Here is a 16,684-nt window from a genome sequence, read left to right on the forward strand (position 1 = left end):
GTCTGCACCGGGATCATCCCCTTCAACTTCCCTCTCCTGATCGCGATGTGGAAGCTGGCGCCGGCGCTGGCCATGGGCAACAGCGTGGTGCTCAAGCCCTCGCCGTTCACCCCGTTGACCCTCCTCGAGGTCGCCCGCGCCATCGACGAGACCGGCCTGCTGCCGCGCGGCGTGCTCAATGTGGTCACCGGTCCGGGCAACGAGCTCGGCGAGGAGCTGGTGGTCAACGAGGACGTCGACAAGGTCGCCTTCACCGGTTCCACAGCCGTGGGGCGGCGCATCCTCGAGATGGCGGCACCGACCATCAAGAAGGTCACCCTCGAGCTCGGCGGCAAGTCGGCCAACATCGTCTGTGCTGACGCCGACCTCGACATCGCCGTCGACGGAACCCTGTTCGGTACCTTCTTCCACCAGGGCCAGGCGTGTGAGTCGGGTCACCGCCTCTACGTGCACGACGACGTGTACGACGCCTTCATGGAGCGGCTGGTGGCCACCGCCCGTGACCTGCGCGTCGGCGACGCCACGGATTTCGACACCCAGGTCGGACCGCTGATCTCGCGCCGCCAGTACGAGAACGTGCTCGCCGCCATCGACCGGGCCGAGCAGGAGGGCGCCACCGTGCTGGTCGGGGGCGGACGCGCCACCGGCGTGGGGGAGAAAGGCCACTTCGTGCAGCCGACGGTGATCACCGACGTCAGGGCGGACAGCAACCTGGCCACCGAGGAGGTGTTCGGACCCGTTCTCGCGGTGCAGCGCTGGAGCGACCCTGGCGACATCATCCGCCGGGCCAACCGCTCCATCTACGGCCTGGCGGGGGGCATCTGGTCTCGCGACACCCGTGCCGCCATCGAGATGGCCAAGCAGTTGCGCACGGGGACGGTGTGGATCAACGACTGGCACATGCTCAACTCGCTGGCACCATTCGGCGGCTACCGCCAGAGCGGGACCGGCCGCGAGCTCGGCTCCTACGGCCTGCGCGAGTACACGGAGGTCAAGCACATCCACGTCGACCAGAACGTGCCGCGCCGGGAGCGCTACTTCTACGACGTGCTCCTCGGCTGACCAGCGCGCCAGACGGCACCGAGCTCCGCACCGAAGGACGACCGCTGAACGCCATCCAGCCCTACCTGCACCACATGCTCGGCCGCTACCAGCCGATCGTGGTCGCCAACCGCGCTCCGCTGGCGCTCGAACCGGCCGACGTCTACAGGAACACGCCGGAACGGCTTGTCAAGGGCGCCGGCGGCCTGGTCACGGCGCTTAGCTCCTTGGCGTCGTCGACGAGCGCGCTCTGGGTGGCGGTAGCCCGCGACGAGGCCGACCGCGCCCTGGCCGCCCGCGGCGACCCGGCCGAGCTGGTCACCGAGGACGGCACCACCTACCGTGTCGCGTTCGTGGAGCCGACGCCCGAGGCGTACGACCTCTACTACAACACGGTCAGCAACCCGCTGCTGTGGTTCATCCAGCACTACCTGTGGGACCTGGCGCGCGAACCCATCGTCGACACCGCCACCCTGTACGCGTGGCGCGAGGGCTACGTGCGCGTCAACCAGATGGTCGCCGACCGTGTCGTCGCCGAGGCGCTCGCGTCGGCCAAGCCGCCGCTCGTCTTCGTCCAGGACTACCAGCTCTACTGCGTGCCGGGCATGGTGCGCGCGGCGCTCGGCGACGTCCGCATCCAGCACTTCGTGCACATCCCCTGGCCCACCCCGCAGTACTGGACGATCCTTCCCAAATCGATCCGCGACGCCATCCTGCACGGCCTGCTCGGCGCCGATGTCCTTGGCTTCCAGACGCGCCGAGACGTGCGCAACTTCCTGCTCACCTGTGAGGAGAACCTCGGACTGGCGGTTGACTTTCGCGAGCGGACGGTCTTCTACGAGGGCCGCGCAGTGTGGGTGCGCAACTACCCGATCAGCATCGACGTCGACGGCCTGCTCGCCCAGGCGGACAGCGAGGAGGTGATCGCCGAGCAGGCGCGGCTGCTCTCCTGGCGGCCTGAGAAGCTGATCCTGCGGGTGGATCGCACCGACCTCAGCAAGAACATCGTTCGCGGGTTCCTAGCCTACGAGCGCATGCTCGACTATCACCAGGAGCTCCATGGCGACGTCCAGTTCTGGGCGTACCTGCAGCCCAGCCGCCAGGACATCGACGACTACCGTGCCTACCTCGGCAGCGTGCTCAGCGTCGCCGCCCGGATCAACCGCAAGTTCAGCCGCGGCGGCTGGACGCCGATCCGTGTCGAGGTCGACGACGTCATGGCCCGCGCCCTGGCCGGCTACCGGCAGTTCGACGTGCTCCTGGTCAACCCGATCTACGACGGCATGAACCTCGTCGCCAAGGAGGGTGTGGTGTGCAACCGCCGCGACGGGGTGCTCGTGCTCAGCGAGAACGCCGGCTCCTATGAGGAGCTGGGGGACTTCGCGCTCACCGTCAACCCCTTCGACATCGACGAGACCGCCGAGGCGCTCTACCTCGGGCTGACCATGGACGCCCCCCAGAAGCAGGCTCGGGCCGAGCGCATCCGCGAGACGGTGCGCGCCGCCGATATCAACCGCTGGATCTCGCTCCAGGTCCAGGACCTGAGGGACCTGATCGATTAATGCCCGAGCGCGGCGAAGCCCACCACGAAGAGCCAGCTGAGCACAGCACCGGACCCCACCCACAGCGCGGTGAGGCCGCGGTCGCCGAGGCGGCGACGGGCGCTGCGCCGGCGCAGGTAGCGCTGGCGGACCCGCAGGGAGGCCTGCCCGCTTGGTGCGTTGCCGAGGGCCTGGGGCTTGCGGAGCGTGCTGATCTCGGGCATGGTCTGGGTCGTGGTACGCGGAACCCCAACAGTCGGTTACGGCGGCCCGTGAGCGTCAGCTCAGTCGGTCCCTCCGGGAACCGGCTCGCGCTCGACAAGCCGATCTACACGATCAGTGTGGCTGCGGAGATCCTCGCCACCCATCCGCGCACCCTGATGATGTACGAGCACCTCCAGCTCGTGGTCCCCCAGCGCACCGCGACCAATCGCCGGCGCTACTCGCAGCGCGATGTGCTGACGCTCCAGGCCATCCAGCGGCTCACCAGGCAACACGGGCTCAACCTCAATGGCGCCCGCTACGTCATCCAGCTGCTCCGCCTGCTCGCCGAGCACGAGATCGCCCGCCCCGAAGCGCTCGCGGACGTCGACGTCACCCACACGCGCCTCTGACAGCTAAAGCCGCCACAGCGCTGTCATAAGACAGGGGTCCTGTTGGGGGGTGGAACCGCCCCTATAATCGTCAGGACGAGAGGCTGCAGCCGCTTGCCCATGGGGAGTGGAGGTCGAGGTGAGCGTGGACGACGAGCAGGTCATCGACGTGCTCCTGATCGAGGATGACCAGGAGACGCTGGAGATGTACAAGCTGAAGCTTGAGAAGGACGGCTACCGCGTCCACGTGGCCGGTGACGGCGAGGAGGGCGTGCGTTGCGCCACCGAGCTCACCCCCGACATCATCTTCCTCGACATCCGGCTTCCCAAGAAGGATGGGTTCACCGTCCTCGAGGAGCTGCGCGGCCAGGAGTCGACGTCGGACATCCCGGTGATCATTCTCAGCAACTACGGAGAGAAGGAGCTGGTGGATCGCGGGTTGAAGCTCGGGGCCATGGAGTTCCTGGTCAAGGCGCAGACCTCGCCGATCGTCCTCTCCGAAGGGATCGACGAGTGGCTGAAAGAGTAAGCCGGCAGCAGCGCCCGGCGGCCGCCGCCGGCCAGCCGGGGCTGGACAAGCCCATCTACACGATCAGCGTGGCGTCGGAGATACTCGAGACCCACCCGCGCACCCTGATGATGTACGAGAACATGAGCCTGGTCGTGCCCCAGCGCACCGCCACCAACCGGCGGCGCTACTCGCAGCGTGACATCTTCAAGTTGCAGACCATTCAGAATCTCACCCGCAACCACGGCGTCAACCTCACTGGAGTTCGCTACGTGCTCTCCCTCATGAAGCTGCTCCACGACCATGGGGTCCAACCGCCGGACGGGCTGCGCGACATCGACGTGTCGCAGCTCGAAGCCTGATCGTGGCCACGGGGACAGACCGCGACGAGAGCATCGCCGGCATCGCCCGCGAGGTCGCGGACGATGCGGTGCGTCTGGCCAAGGCCGAGATCGAGCTGGCCAAGGCGGAGGCGATCGCCGGGGTCAAACGACTGGCCGTCGCGCTGGGGCTCCTCGCCGGGGCTGGCGTGTTCGCGCTCTTCCTGATGATCTTCGCGCTGGGCGCCGTGCCCACCGTGCTGGCCGGCCACGTCTTTAGCGGCTGGACCTGGTGGCTGCTGACCGCCGCCCTCTTCCTGCTGGTCGCGGCGTTACTTGCCCTGCTCGGTTTTCGTTCACTGAAGCGTGGCATCGGCACAGGCAAGCAATTGGTCGGCGAGGTCAAGGAGGACGTGGCGTGGCTCAAGCGATTGACCAAGCGGAACGCGAAAGAGAGCTGACCAAGCAGTCGCTATCCGACAACATCGACCGCCTCGAGGCGCGCGTTCGCGCCGAGTTCGACTGGAAGGCCAGGCTGCGCCGCGACGGGATCCGCTATGCGCTGATCGGCGGTGTGGTCGTGGCCGTCGCGGTGGGCGCGATCGTGCTGCGCCGCGCGCTCGGAGGCGAGAAGGAGGAAGCGGCTCCGAAGCCATCCACCTTCGACGAGATGGCGGCCGAGCTGGCCGCGATCCGCAAGAAGCTCGACTCCGCCAAGCTGGAGGCCGACGGCGGCCCGGTCTGGCAGAAGCTGGCGCTGCGGGGGGTGTCGGCCGCCGCCGCGGCCGGTGGCACGTACGCCGCGCGCCGGTTCATGGCACGCAGCGCGGCCCCGGCCGGCGAGCTGCCAGCGACGGGCTGAGGACTTCATGGCAGGGTCTCGCAGACCGCGGGCGCGGTTGTCCCGCAATGGCGGACGCGCCGGCGCTTCCACGTCGCGCTGGCGGCTGAGCCGGCGCTGGAAGCGGGTCATCGCCGTCGGCGGTGGTTTCTTCGCGGTCTGCGTCGCGCTCGTCGCCGGCCTGGTCGTCTACGGTGCGCTGACGCTCCCGGACATCAACAGCATCGGCCAGAAGACCGGGACCATACGGCTCGTCGACGTCCACGGCACTGTCCTCGCCGAGGTTGGCCACGACGCAACCAACCGGCACAACGTGACCATCGACCAGATCGCGCCCATCCTGCAGCAGGCCACCGTCGCCGCCGAAGACCGCAACTTCTACAACGAGGGCGCCATCAACCCGGCGCGCATCCTCAAGGCCCTGGTCGACGACGTCATCCTCCACCGCCCGGCTGAGGGTGCGAGCACCATCACCCAACAGCTCGCCAAGCAGGCGTTCTTCGGAACGGATGCGTCGAAGTCGCCACTGCGCAAGGTGCGTGAGGCGCTTCTCGCCAACCAGCTGGACAGCAAGTACACCAAGCAGCAGATCCTCGAGCAGTACCTCAACATCAACTATTACGGCGAGAACGCGTACGGCATCGAGAATGCGTCGATGGCGTACTTCGGCAAGCACGCCAAGGGCCTCACCCTGATGGAGGCGTCGCTGCTCGCCGGCCTGCCGCAGGCGCCGTCCTATAACGACCCGTACAACAACCCGGACGCGGCGTACGCGCGCATGCACTACGTGCTCGGCAGCCTGGTCGCGGTGGGGAACATCAAGCAGGCCGACGCCGACGCCGTCGACCCGCTCGTGGGTGGGAGTAGTCCTACCCCCGAGCAACAGACGGCGCAACAGACCAACCAGCAGGCTCTACACGCCGACCTGCAGAACGGCAAGCCGAACACCGCTGGACCAGCGCCGCACTTCGTGGCCTACATCCAGGACCAACTGCAGCAGATCTTCGGCGCCACCGATCCGCAGTACCTCCAGGGCGACCTGGTGGTGACCACTACACTCGACCTGGCCACCGAGAACCTTGCCAATACCGCCGTCGCGAAGGGTGTGGCCAAGCTCCTCTCGAGCGGCGCCAACAACGGTGCGCTGCTGATGATCAACGCCCACACGGGGGCGATCGAGGCGATGGTCGGCTCGGCCAGCTTCACGAACAACGCGATCGCGGGCCAGTACAACATCGTCACCGCATCGCGGCGCCCGGGATCGTCGTTCAAGCCCTACGTGTACGAGGCCGGCTTCAAGAACGGCACTCTCAAACCGGACACGATCCTGCAGGACACCAGGGCGCAATCCCAGAAATACGGCGGTGTCACCGACTTCGACAGTCGTTTTCTCGGACCCATGACGGCGGCGCGCGCGCTGACGCTGTCGCGCAACGTCGCCACCGAGCAGGCGGCGGACAAGGCGGGCATTCAGAACGTCATCGACCTCGCCTACGGCATGGGCATCTCAGAGAAGCTCACCCCCCAGGAGCCCAACCTGAGCACGGCGATCGGCACCTCGGCGGTGCGCATGATCGACCACGCCTCGGCGTACGCGGCATTCGCCAACGGCGGTCACAAGGTCGTCGCCAACGGGATCCTCAAGATCACCGACGGCGCCGGCAACGTGATTCGCGACTACTCAACGCCCGCCAACCTCGGCGACGTCCTCACATCTCAGCAGGCGTGGACGATCACCTCCATCCTGCGCGGCTACGCCAAGCAGTGGAACCTCCACTTCAGGTACGACACGGCCGGCAAGTCGGGCACCACCGACCACTTCATCGACGCGTGGTACATGACCTACACACCGGACTGGGTGGTGGCGACGTGGACGGGCCACACGAGCGGAAGCAACTCTGCCGAGCAGGGCATGAACCAGGTGTTCGGCACCGCAACCGGCGCCGCCATCGCCGTGCCCTTCGTCAACAGCCTCTCCAAGCCGAGCGCCTTCAAGCCGGTCACCGGAGCGCTCAGCGACTGCTCGCAGAGCGACAGCGCGCTGGTCAGCCCCTCCGGCTGCCCGACCCCGTCGCCCAGCCCGAGCGTGACCGCCACCCCGAGCTCGTCGCCGACGCCGACGGCCTCACCGTCGCCATCGTTCACCCTGCCCGCCGTCACCCCGACGCCAACTCCGACTCCAAGCATCGCCCCGACGCCGACAGCGGCGCCGCCGGCAGCAACGGCCGCGCGTCGTGAAGAGGTGGCCGTTGCGGAACGGCGCCGGGCCGGCTAGCGGAGGGTCAGCGACGCTCGAGCAGCTCTCGGAACCCGCCCTGGTGGGCGGAGAGGAGGTCGCGCAGATCCAGCAGTTCGTCTGAGCTGATCGGATCGGGCACGGGCGGGATGCCCTCGCTGATGGTAGGCACCTTCTGGCCCTCGTTCTCGATCGGCTCCCCGTCGGTCTGAAAGATGATCTGGAGCAGGTTCTCGTCGTTGCAGGAGGCGCAGGTCACCCGAACCAGCGCGCGGTTGCCCTGCTGTGTGATGACCTTGATCCCACAATCGGCCATGTTGGTGTTGCACACCGCGCAGCGGTAGCGCTTCGCCTGTGAGCGGAGCAATTCAGGCAAATCCATCGGTTTCAGTATAAACCCGGATCCCCGGAGCCAAACTCCGTCGAACTCGCGTTTGGCCTGAAAGGGAGGGCTGCAGAGCGACCCTCGGCTAGACTGGCCCCCGCCGCGCTGGGGAGTGGCCAAGTGGTAAGGCAGCTGACTCTGGATCAGCCAATCAGAGGTTCGAATCCTCTCTCCCCAGCCAACCATTCCAAGATCAAAGACAGCCAATAAGCACGAAAGCTCTTGCGCTACAACGCTCGGTCAGGTGATAATGGCCATCGTGGGCGCTCAAGTGGCAAATCGGCTGACGCTCGGCTTTGACGGGGCGTGGACGTCGTTTGCTCGGCATCGTCGTGCCGAGAACATCTCACCGCGAACTCTGCGTGCATACACGGCGGCGGTGACACAGCTGCGCGACTTCCTGGTGGAGCGCGGATTGCGCACGGACCCGGCCGCAATCCAACGCGAGGATGTGCAGTCGTTCCTCGCCCACCTCATCGAAACGCGAAGCGCGGCCACCGCGTCGACGCGGTACTGGGGCCTGCGCGCGTTCTTCGGTTGGCTCGTCGACGAGGAGGAGATCGACCGATCCCCGCTCGAGCGCATGCAGCCGCCGCGGATCGAGGAGCGCGCCGCGGACGTGCTCACCCACGACGAGATCGTTGGGCTTCTCCGGGCCTGCGAAGGTCGAGCCTTTGAGGATCGTCGAGATGCCGCCATCGTGCGGCTGCTGGTGGACACAGGGCTGCGCATTGGCGAGCTGGTCGGTATGACAGTCGAATCCGTCGAGCTGGACGGCGGTCGCGCCCGCGTGATGGGGAAGGGCCGCCGAGAGCGCGACGTGTACTTCGGCACCAAGACGACCCGTGACCTCGACCGGTATCTGCGGCTGCGTGCCGGCCATCGTTGGCGCGAGAACCCTGCATTGTGGGTCGGTCTGCACGGAGCCTTCACCGGGTCTGGCGTTGCCCAGATGCTAAAGACGCGCGCGCTGCGAGCAGGCATCGACCCGCAGAAGATCCACCCGCACCTCCTTCGGCACACGTTCGCGCACTCGTGGAAGGTGGCCGGCGGGAGCGAGGAAGACCTCATGAGCCTGGGCGGCTGGCGGTCGCCGACGATGATGCGGCGGTACGGCGCTAGCGCCGCGTCGGCGCGAGCCCACGAGGCGCATCGCCGGCTCAGCCCCGGCGACCGCTACTGAGGAGTACGTGAGGCTGCGGCCAGCCGGCTCACGTATGACGCCCCGAGCGTACTTGAGCCGAGCGTAGCGCCAAGCGGGCCATGTGCAGACGCATCAGCGCAGTGGCACGGCGCTCCCGTTCCGTGGCGCACAGAGTCCCCGCAGGGTCTGCCTCGGCGAGAAACTTTGCTCGCAGTCCCGCTCGCGCTGGCGCCGTTGCCTCCCGGCAATCGTGACGTGCGCTCTTAGCCAAGCCGCCGAGTCGGCCGATCGCAGCCAATCGGTTTCTCTCCAACGGCCGCCCCAGCGCGCAGGCCTCACGCGCATCCGCGCGGGCCTCGGTGGCAGCATTGTCGTCCAACCGCGCCTCGCAAAAGGAGAGCAGGTTGTCCCCTTGAGCGGGCGACGGCTGAGGGAGAGCACGGTGGCGGCGGTCGCGCGCCGCCGGTCGGCCACTCGGTGACCCTCGCAGCGGCGGATATTCGTCCGGCCACAGTGACTCCATGGCGGGTCCGTCACTGTTCACGGTGATAACGCTCGGCGGACCGCTGGAGTCACCAGACTCCTCGCTCCGTTCGCGAGTGAGCGTCGGGCCATAGCGGTAGTGCCCGTTCCCGGCCGTCCGCCGCCAACGCCAGTGGCTGGAACGACCACACCTCCAACTCGTCGGGGGTCACGAGGACGTTGCCATCACTGAGTGGCGGATTGGACGCCGCGTCCCTGGCGGGACGCCACACTGGCGCGCGCATGGCGAGCCCGCGATGCCACACGTCGAGCGACCTCATCGTGGTACGGCCCGGCGCTGCACCGCCTCGTGCGCACGGCCGAGGGTGATCTCGATGTCGCTCGGGTTCACGCTCACCTTGGCGAAGTGGAGCAGGAGGTGCACGGCCGTTCCTCTGTGGCGGTTGTTTGCGCCCATGCAAGCAGCGCCCCCGTGCTGCTTCCGTACCCGTCGCGTACTCCTCGCGTACTCCTCGCGTACCAATGACGCACCTGGCCCGATCAGCGGGCGACGTGGGGTCGTACGCCCAGGGTCACCCTCCCTCCGGGCTGGGGTTTGGCGGTACGGCCAAGCCACTCTGAACTCACGCGCGGCGGTGAGTTGGGCGTACGCCCAAGCGGAGAGCGCGGCGTTTGCGCGGTACGCGGACCGATGTAACGATCCTGTAACACAGTGGCCAGGCCAGAAGGTCAGGCGGTGGCGTGGTTCGCCACCGGCGCTCGCCGGAAGCAGGGCGCGGTCAATGGATCAGGCGCATCGCGTCGCTGGCCCATTACTGCTCGGCCGTTCACGGCGACGCACATGGAACCAGCCGCTCCATCGTCAGCTCGCGCCTCGGCATCAGCGGCACGGATGAGCCGTCGGCCGCGATCGCCGCGGCGGCAAGCTCCACGACGGGGGGCGAATCGCCATCGAACTCGTCCTCAGAGCCAAGCCGGCCACCAAGCTCGAGAACGTGGCCGCCGCCCACGCGGTCAACCGAGGTGAGAGGGGCGTGGTGTTAGCTGCCCAGCGACGGCGCGGATGGGTCAGCTCGTCGCGGGTCCGCCGGGGCGACCGCACGTGACTCTCCACAGGCCAGGTGTCAGTCAGCTCAGGGCCTTCTCGTTCCGGGCCTCCCAAGCCGTTACAGCGGCATGGAGTCGACGGGAATAGCCGGATTGAGCAACCGGTGGGCATCTTAGCCCCCAGCGGCTTCGTCGGCCCCACGGTTCCGTGCGCCGGTGCTCCCGGCTCGACCTCGACTGGCTCCGACAGCTGCTTCCCGGACTACTGCGCCGGCCCTGCGACGGCGCCTCGCGACCCGCTCTACCGTCCACCTGCTCGCCCCGCGCCCTCGCGCTGTTCTCTCGCCTCGCACGGTTATCCGCGTTCGCTGCAGCAGTGCCATCCGTACCCTTTCTCACAGCGCCCGCTGACCTCTCCGATACGCGGCAAATGACGCGTTCACTCCTTCGGTTTGGGAGTACGGCCAACGCCCATTGGCCAGTGCCGCCCAGGTGCAGATTGCACCCCTCATGACGCGAGTCGACCACGCTTTGCCGCTGGGCCCGAGGTCAGGCGCACTGTGGCACCCATCCAGCCGGGTGCTCGCCGGACAAGCAACGAGCGCGGCGGCTGCGGAAACGCATCAGTCGCTGCGTACCCGAGGGTCCGCGGGGCTGTGAGAAAGGGTACGGATGGCACTGCTGCAGCGAACGCGAAAACCACAGCGGGGAGATGAGGGGACCAGCAGGAGCGGGAGGGGGCGAGCAGCCGGGAGCCCGAGAAGGTCATGAGGCTCGGCTCACGGCATGACGCGGCACACCAGGGTCGCGGCCGTCTCCACTATGTGCCCAGGTCGAGGCCGGTCGGTTCCGGGCCTCCCAGGCCCGCAGGATGGCATGCGGCTGGGGCGCTCGGCCCGCGTGGTGTGGTCAGCGGCTCCGGCGAGCCGCATCCCGCGCCCAGCGCTGCTGGTGCTCCTCGCGGCGGCCGAGCTGGGCGACCAGGTGCTCGGCGGCCGCGCGCAGTTCGGCGATCGCTGGCAACGCAGGATCGTCGACGGCGAGCGCGGTGGCAGCGAGAACATCGACTTTGCGCAGCACCGCGCGGGCGTCGCGCACCAGCATCGCGGTGCGCTTGGCGTCGAGGCCGGCGGCGGGATCGAGGCGGCTCATGGCGTCGAGTCTGGGGCGGATCCGGGCACGAATGTGTGCCCCTCTGGGTCGGCCGCGAGCCAGGAGGGAAGGATGGTGGCGGGAACCCGGCATGGACAGCGCCGATACCGTGGTTTGACGGCGTCGCAAAGCTGCGGGTCAGCGCGAGGGGGGACAGTGACGCTGAGGCAGCGATCGAGCTGGCGCAGTGACAAGCGCCAGCACCCTGCCTCCCGCTGCGGCAAGCTGCTCTGTGCCGTTCCTACCCTGCGCCGGCGACGCGGCCCTCGCCGCGCCCGCTGGCCAAGCTGCTGGGGTGGTGAATCACCCGCTGGGGTGATGTGCGTGCCGCTACCGGCTGCTAGCGTTGTCGGCGCGTCGGCAGGTCGACCCAAACGGAACACATCCGACGGAACACGTCCCCGAGGAGTTCAATCTCTTGGTCCAAGTCCCGAACCAGGATCTGACAGCCTCCGTCGTCCGGACGTGCGATCCGAGCTGCCTCGTGAGGGCAGCGGACTGCGGAGGCGTCTGACCGTGAATCCAGCTACGGCGAAGCGGGATGGCGAACTTGTGCGACCGAAGCCCAAGTCCGAGACGTCGGTGAGACTGGGCGTCATATCTAATTTCCTCGCCGGCACAAGTCTCATTGATGCAAAGCGAGGTGAGCGGCAAGGGCGACAGGTCTCGATGGCGGATCCAGCTGACGCTCAGCGGCGTTACCCCACTCGCCTTCAGGCAGGAGCGGCCGGCAAGGGTGGCAACTGCCAGCCGGATCGCCGCCTTCTTTCGTGCCTATACGGTCACGGGGGATGAGCGAAAAGCGCGAGGGTCCAGGACGCATCGCGAGGGACGGCGCGCCACCGCCTCGACGGCGCGCCGTGCACCATCGTTTCGGAGTCGGCAGGATCGCCCTGCGTCAGTTGCGATCGCGCGCGTCTCTGGCAGTCGCTCTGGGGTTGTCGCTCGCCGCAGCAGCGACGCTGGTCGCCAGCGTTGTCCTCATCCAGAGCAGAGCGACCGACGAGGGGCTCCGCAGTGCTCTCGCGGCAGCTGGGCAGGGCGCCAACGTGCTGCTCGAGCGGGACGGTATCTCCCAGCCAGCGGCGTTCGACGCCTTCCAACGTGATGCTGCTACGCGAGTGCGAACCCAACTCGGAGATGCGGTCACTGCCGGTGCGGAGTTCGGCAAGTCGTTGGCCGTTACGGTGCGGACCATCGACGGCGTGCTCCAGGGTCCCCCGGTGACGTGGAATCCGTCAGTGGTGTCGTACACCGGACTGAACGGCCACGTGCACATCGCGGCGGGCCGCTGGCCCGACGACGCGCGAGTCGGCGCCGACTGGCAGTTCACCGCTTCGGCGCGCGCCACGGACGACCTCGGTGGCCCGCTCGGTTTGCATGTTGGTAGCGAATATTGCTTCCAGTACCTCGTTCGGGCGCGCCCTGTAACGGAGATCTGGTGTGGGAGGCTCACCGGAACCTGGCTGCCGAACAACGTATCCGACCCGTATTGGGCCGGTCAGGTTCCCGATCCGGACGTGAGCGTGGGTCACGACAGCTACTTTCAGATCCTCGCCCAGATGCCGGATGGGATCGGCGGTGCCGAGCAGCAGTACGTCCCAGCCGCGGCAAACATCCCGGTGGCGAACACCGACCGCGTGGTGAAAGGGGTCAACCAGCTTCGCGGCTACTACAGCGTTTCCAGCAACGACGTGTTCATATCCGGTCTGGACACAACGATAACCGGCTTCCTCAGTCGTCAGAGCGCCGCCTCGGGACCGACGCTGGTCACAGCGCTCGGCCTGCTCGTTGTCGCCGTCGCCGCGATGGGTTTTGCCGCGCTTCAGTTCATTCAAGGTCACATCGGCCAGGCGGCACTGTGGCGAGCGCGCGGCTGGTCGCGTGCCCGGGTCTGGAGCCTGTTCACGTTGGAGTTCGCGGTGCTCGCCGCGGTGGCAACGCCCCTGGCCATCGTCGCGTCGGCGGGGATCACCTCGGCAGTCGGCAACTCGTCGGCAACTCACCCAGCCTTGAGCTGGCAATCTTTCGCGGACGCCGCGGTCCCGGCGCTCATCGCGGAGGGCGGGTTCCTCATGATCCTCGCGCTACTAGCTGCCGCACGAAGTGGGCCCGAGCTTTCACAGCGACGGCGTGACCGTTCGGCCATCAGCGGGAGAAGCTGGCAACGTCGTGGCGTTGACGCGGCCCTGTTCGCCGCCGGGGTGGGCATCCTGGTGTTTGTTCGCTTCGGTGGTGCAGACCCGGCCGGCAACGGGCAGGGTAGCGGCGTTGTGCTCGCCTTGCCGCTGTTGGCCGTTGGTCTACTCGCCTTCGCGTCGCTGCGACTGGTCGCGTTCGTCGCCCGCATCCTCACGGCCAGCCGAGGCGTCGCCGCCCGACTGGCCCGCTGGCAGGTCGAGCGCGACCCCGCGCAGTACTCGAGGCTGTGTCTGCTCATCACCCTGGCCGTCGCGGTCGGGGTGTTCGCCAGCACCTACACGGCGAGCGATCGTGCCAGTGCGATCGACCGCGCCGACTACATGGTCGGGGCGGACATGCGCGCCACCTTCTCGTCGGCGGCTTCGCCGCCGCAGCTTGCTGCGCTGTCAGCCTCACTTCCGTCCGGGGTCCGCTCGGCGCAGGCGTTTCGCGATGTCGGTCGACCAGGCCGCACCGGAACCGATGCGACGATCCTCGGTATTCAGGGCACAGGCTTCTGGGATATCGCCTACCAGCGCAGCGACTTTGCCTCGCCGTCACTGCGCGCCTTGACATCGAGGATGACCTCGACCGATCCGGACGGAAGCGTGGTGCCGGGCACCCCCCGAGCACTCTCGATGTCGGTGTACAGCTCCGGGTTGGATGCCCGCATCGAGGTCGAGATCACCGACGCAAATGGACGCGTGCTGGACCTGCCACTGAGCACTCTGGGCCGCTCGGGATGGACCGACGTGACCGCGTCGCTCAGCGCGGCACCGGGCCCGATCACCTATCCGGTACGAGTGCGTGCTGTGACGGTGCTGCCGACCGGTCCCCGCGCCACTGGAGATGTTGCGGTGCAGAACTTGCGCACCGACTCCGGGGCGGTGGTCGAGTCGTTTGCCACGGCCGACGGCTGGTGGCAGGAAGCGTTCGCGCCTGACCCGGCGGAAGCACCGCTGACGCCGACGTTGCTGCATGCCAAGGACGCTCGCCCCTCCGTCGACATCCCCATCAACCTCCAGGAGATTCGCCTGCTCCCACCGCCTACCTCGCGCCCCTTACCGGTGTTGCTCGCCAGTCAGACGATGTCCGCGCTGGGCGTGAGCATCGGCCAGTCCTTTCCGTTGCACCTCGACACGGTGGACGTGCAGTTAGTGCCGGTGGGATCGTTTGATGAGTTCCCAACCTACTACCCGTCACGCGGGGATCTCCTCGTCGTTCCGATGGTCTCGCTGCTCGACCGCCTCGGTAACCTGGGAGCGACAAGTCCCTGGGCCAACGAGCTCTGGCTGAGCGTTCCCGGTAGTCGTGTCAGCGCGGTAACAGCAGCGGCAGCCGCCCAGTCAACGTTGCTGCAGACCTTCCTTCGCTCTGATGCTGAGACGCTCGTCCTCAACGACCCCCTCCGCCGCGGGCTCGACGAGGAACTCGGACTCGGGTTTCTCGTCGCACTGGCCGTGGTTGTGATCGGCTTTGGCCTACAGTTCTTAGCCGCCGCTCGCAACCGGGTAACTCACTTCGCGATCATGCGCGCTAACGGAATCCCGCGGTCCGTGCTGCGCCGCTCACTCGTTGCGGAGCAAATCGCTGTGCTCATCAGTGGGCTCATCGCCGGGACGGCTATCGGTCTGGCACTCGCGTGGGCGGTGCTTCCCATCTTCCACCTGGGGACCCTCCCCGAGGATCTCATCCCCCCATCGGTCTTCCATCTCGACCCGCTGACATTGGTGGCAGTTGTGCTGGGAACGGGGGCGCTGGCCCTGGTGGTGGGACGGATGGTTGCCGGCAGCGGTTCCCGAGTCGACGTGATGGCCACCGTGCGGTCGCTTGCATGAAGGCATCTATCGTCGACTGTGAAGGGTTGGTGCACATCTACAAGGCGGCGAACCTCGAAGTGGTGGCGCTACAGGGGCTGGATCTCGAAGTGGCTCCGGGAGAAATGGTCGCAATCGCCGGACGCAGCGGCAGTGGCAAGACCACCCTGATGAACATCCTGGCCGGACTGGAGAGGCCTACCGCGGGCGTGGTTCGCGTGGCTGGCAACGACCTGAGCCGCCTGAGCGGATCCGAGCAGGAGCGCTACAGGCGTGACGTGGTCGGCTACGTGCTCCAGCACGCGATGGGAAATCTCGCGCCGTACCTCACCGCCATCGAGAACGTCCAGGCAGCCACCGTGACCGGGACTGCGCGGGGCCGCTCGAGGGCAGCCGCCAGCCTTCTGGAACGGCTCGGGCTTGGAGCACGCCTCTCCCGGCGACCGGGGGAGCTGGCCGGCCACGAGAACCAGCGCCTCGCGCTGGCGACCGCGCTGGCCAACCATCCGCGCCTGCTGCTCGCCGACGAGCCCACCGCCGAGCTCGACACCGCCGCCGCCGCGCAGCTGCTCGGCGACCTCACCACGGTGCTGCGCGAGGAGGAGGCGGCCGCGGTCATCGTCACCCATGATCCCCAGCTCGAGACGTACGTCGACCGCGTAGTGATGATTCGCGACGGACGGACCAGCAGTGAGCGGCGCTGGGTGGAGCGCGAGGGCGCGCTCATCCACGACGAGCTCGCGATCATGGATCGGGCCGGGCGCATCCAGCTGCCACGGGCGTACGTCGACAAGCTGGGGTTGAGCGGCCGCGTCCGGCTGCACCTGGAGGGAGACCGTATCTCCATCCTCCCCGCCACCGGGGACGAGAGTGCCTGACGTGGTTGCCGCCAGCGGCCTGGTGCGCGAGTTCGCCGCGGGCGGCCAGCGGGTTCGTGCCGTCGACGGCGTCGATCTCACGGTGGCGGCCGGGGAGCTGCTCATGGTCCTGGGCCGCTCGGGCGCGGGCAAGACGACCTTGCTCAGCCTTGTGGGCGCGCTCGACAGGCCCGACAGCGGCACGGTGACTGTTGCCGGCGAACGAGTGGAGGCGCTCACCGGTCGCGAGCGTGACCATTTCCTGCAAGTGTCGGTCGGCTGGGTGTTTCAGACCTCCGGGCTGATCCCACTGCTGACGGCCGAGGAGAACGTCCAGCTGTCCCTCCGTCTCGCCGGAGCCGAGGGTTCGACCGTTGCGGACCGCGCCGTCGAGGCGCTGACGAGGGTGGGACTCGCCGACCGCCGCGTGCACACCGCGGCGGAACTGTCTGGAGGCGAACAGCAGCGTGTGGCTCTGGCTCGCGCGCTCGCCAAGCGACCCACGGTAGTCATCGCCGACGAGCCGACGGCGCAGCTC

Annotated in this window: 16 protein-coding genes and 1 tRNA gene; 13 read left to right on the plus strand and 4 right to left on the minus strand. The window is 67.7% G+C overall.

The window, feature by feature from the left end; genetic code table 11:
- Both JF886_RS05735 and JF886_RS05740 read left to right on the plus strand, forming a co-directional pair.
- The coding region (locus JF886_RS05735) for an aldehyde dehydrogenase family protein (RefSeq protein WP_337310476.1) at positions 1-1,062 on the plus strand (1,062 nt) is incomplete at its 5' end.
- Positions 1,063-1,136: 74 nt separating this feature from the next.
- Positions 1,137-2,603, plus strand: coding sequence for an alpha,alpha-trehalose-phosphate synthase (UDP-forming) (locus tag JF886_RS05740; protein ID WP_337310478.1), 1,467 nt, complete (start codon positions 1,137-1,139; stop codon positions 2,601-2,603).
- Here JF886_RS05740 and JF886_RS05745 read toward each other — a convergent pair.
- Positions 2,600-2,806: a hypothetical protein gene (locus JF886_RS05745; protein WP_337310480.1), complete on the minus strand. Its 207-nt coding sequence runs from the start codon at positions 2,804-2,806 to the stop codon at positions 2,600-2,602. The genes JF886_RS05740 and JF886_RS05745 overlap by 4 nt on opposite strands.
- A gap of 48 nt (positions 2,807-2,854) precedes the next feature.
- Between JF886_RS05745 and JF886_RS05750 the strand changes: the two genes are divergently transcribed.
- The 6 genes from JF886_RS05750 to JF886_RS05775 all read left to right on the plus strand — a co-directional run bounded on the left by JF886_RS05750 (position 2,855) and on the right by JF886_RS05775 (position 7,119).
- On the plus strand, positions 2,855-3,196 hold the full coding sequence (locus JF886_RS05750) for a MerR family transcriptional regulator (RefSeq protein WP_337310482.1): 342 nt from the start codon (positions 2,855-2,857) through the stop codon (positions 3,194-3,196).
- 118 nt (positions 3,197-3,314) lie between these two features.
- Complete coding sequence (locus JF886_RS05755) at positions 3,315-3,704, plus strand: response regulator (protein WP_337310484.1); 390 nt, start codon at positions 3,315-3,317, stop codon at positions 3,702-3,704.
- Positions 3,689-4,045, plus strand: a complete 357-nt coding sequence (locus tag JF886_RS05760) for a MerR family transcriptional regulator (RefSeq protein ID WP_337310486.1) — start codon at positions 3,689-3,691, stop codon at positions 4,043-4,045. Before JF886_RS05755 ends, JF886_RS05760 begins: the two co-directional genes overlap by 16 nt.
- Before the next feature lie 2 nt (positions 4,046-4,047).
- Positions 4,048-4,464 carry a phage holin family protein gene (locus JF886_RS05765; protein ID WP_337310488.1) on the plus strand — a complete coding sequence of 139 codons (417 nt, stop codon included), beginning with the start codon at positions 4,048-4,050 and terminating at the stop codon, positions 4,462-4,464.
- Positions 4,422-4,865, plus strand: coding sequence for a hypothetical protein (locus JF886_RS05770; RefSeq protein WP_337310490.1), 444 nt, complete (start codon positions 4,422-4,424; stop codon positions 4,863-4,865). Before JF886_RS05765 ends, JF886_RS05770 begins: the two co-directional genes overlap by 43 nt.
- Positions 4,866-4,872: 7 nt before the next feature.
- The gene (locus tag JF886_RS05775; protein ID WP_337310492.1) at positions 4,873-7,119 is read left to right on the plus strand and encodes a transglycosylase domain-containing protein; all 2,247 of its coding nucleotides are present in this window, start codon (positions 4,873-4,875) and stop codon (positions 7,117-7,119) included.
- Between the two features lie 7 nt (positions 7,120-7,126).
- Here the strand turns inward: JF886_RS05775 and JF886_RS05780 are convergent, their stop codons facing one another.
- Complete coding sequence (locus tag JF886_RS05780) at positions 7,127-7,462, minus strand: hypothetical protein (protein WP_337310494.1); 336 nt, start codon at positions 7,460-7,462, stop codon at positions 7,127-7,129.
- A gap of 109 nt (positions 7,463-7,571) precedes the next feature.
- Here JF886_RS05780 and JF886_RS05785 point away from each other — a divergent pair.
- Together JF886_RS05785 and JF886_RS05790 are read left to right on the plus strand one after the other, a co-directional pair.
- Positions 7,572-7,646: transfer RNA gene (locus tag JF886_RS05785), tRNA-Gln, on the plus strand.
- Between the two features lie 78 nt (positions 7,647-7,724).
- Complete coding sequence (locus JF886_RS05790) at positions 7,725-8,648, plus strand: tyrosine-type recombinase/integrase (RefSeq protein WP_337310496.1); 924 nt, start codon at positions 7,725-7,727, stop codon at positions 8,646-8,648.
- Positions 8,649-9,919: 1,271 nt separating this feature from the next.
- On the opposite strand, the gene JF886_RS05795 is transcribed toward JF886_RS05790, so the two are convergent.
- Both JF886_RS05795 and JF886_RS05800 read right to left on the minus strand, forming a co-directional pair.
- Entirely contained in the window at positions 9,920-10,102 is a 183-nt protein-coding gene (locus JF886_RS05795; RefSeq protein WP_337310498.1) for a hypothetical protein, read from the minus strand.
- 946 nt (positions 10,103-11,048) lie between these two features.
- The gene (locus tag JF886_RS05800) at positions 11,049-11,291 is read right to left on the minus strand and encodes a hypothetical protein (protein ID WP_337310500.1); all 243 of its coding nucleotides are present in this window, start codon (positions 11,289-11,291) and stop codon (positions 11,049-11,051) included.
- 791 nt (positions 11,292-12,082) lie between these two features.
- Between JF886_RS05800 and JF886_RS05805 the strand changes: the two genes are divergently transcribed.
- The 3 genes from JF886_RS05805 to JF886_RS05815 form a co-directional block, all read left to right on the plus strand.
- Positions 12,083-15,310 (plus strand): FtsX-like permease family protein, encoded by a 3,228-nt coding sequence (locus JF886_RS05805; protein WP_337310502.1) that lies wholly within the window; start codon positions 12,083-12,085, stop codon positions 15,308-15,310.
- On the plus strand, positions 15,307-16,167 hold the full coding sequence (locus tag JF886_RS05810; RefSeq protein WP_337310504.1) for an ABC transporter ATP-binding protein: 861 nt from the start codon (positions 15,307-15,309) through the stop codon (positions 16,165-16,167). The genes JF886_RS05805 and JF886_RS05810 overlap by 4 nt, the downstream gene beginning before the upstream one ends.
- Positions 16,160-16,684, plus strand: a 525-nt coding sequence (locus JF886_RS05815) for an ABC transporter ATP-binding protein (RefSeq protein ID WP_337310506.1), incomplete at its 3' end; no start/stop codon positions are given. The genes JF886_RS05810 and JF886_RS05815, both read left to right, overlap by 8 nt.

Origin of the sequence: Candidatus Aeolococcus gillhamiae (assembly GCF_016464765.1) — a bacterium.
In the GTDB taxonomy this organism is placed as follows: Bacteria; Chloroflexota; Dormibacteria; order Aeolococcales; family Aeolococcaceae; genus Aeolococcus; species Aeolococcus gillhamiae.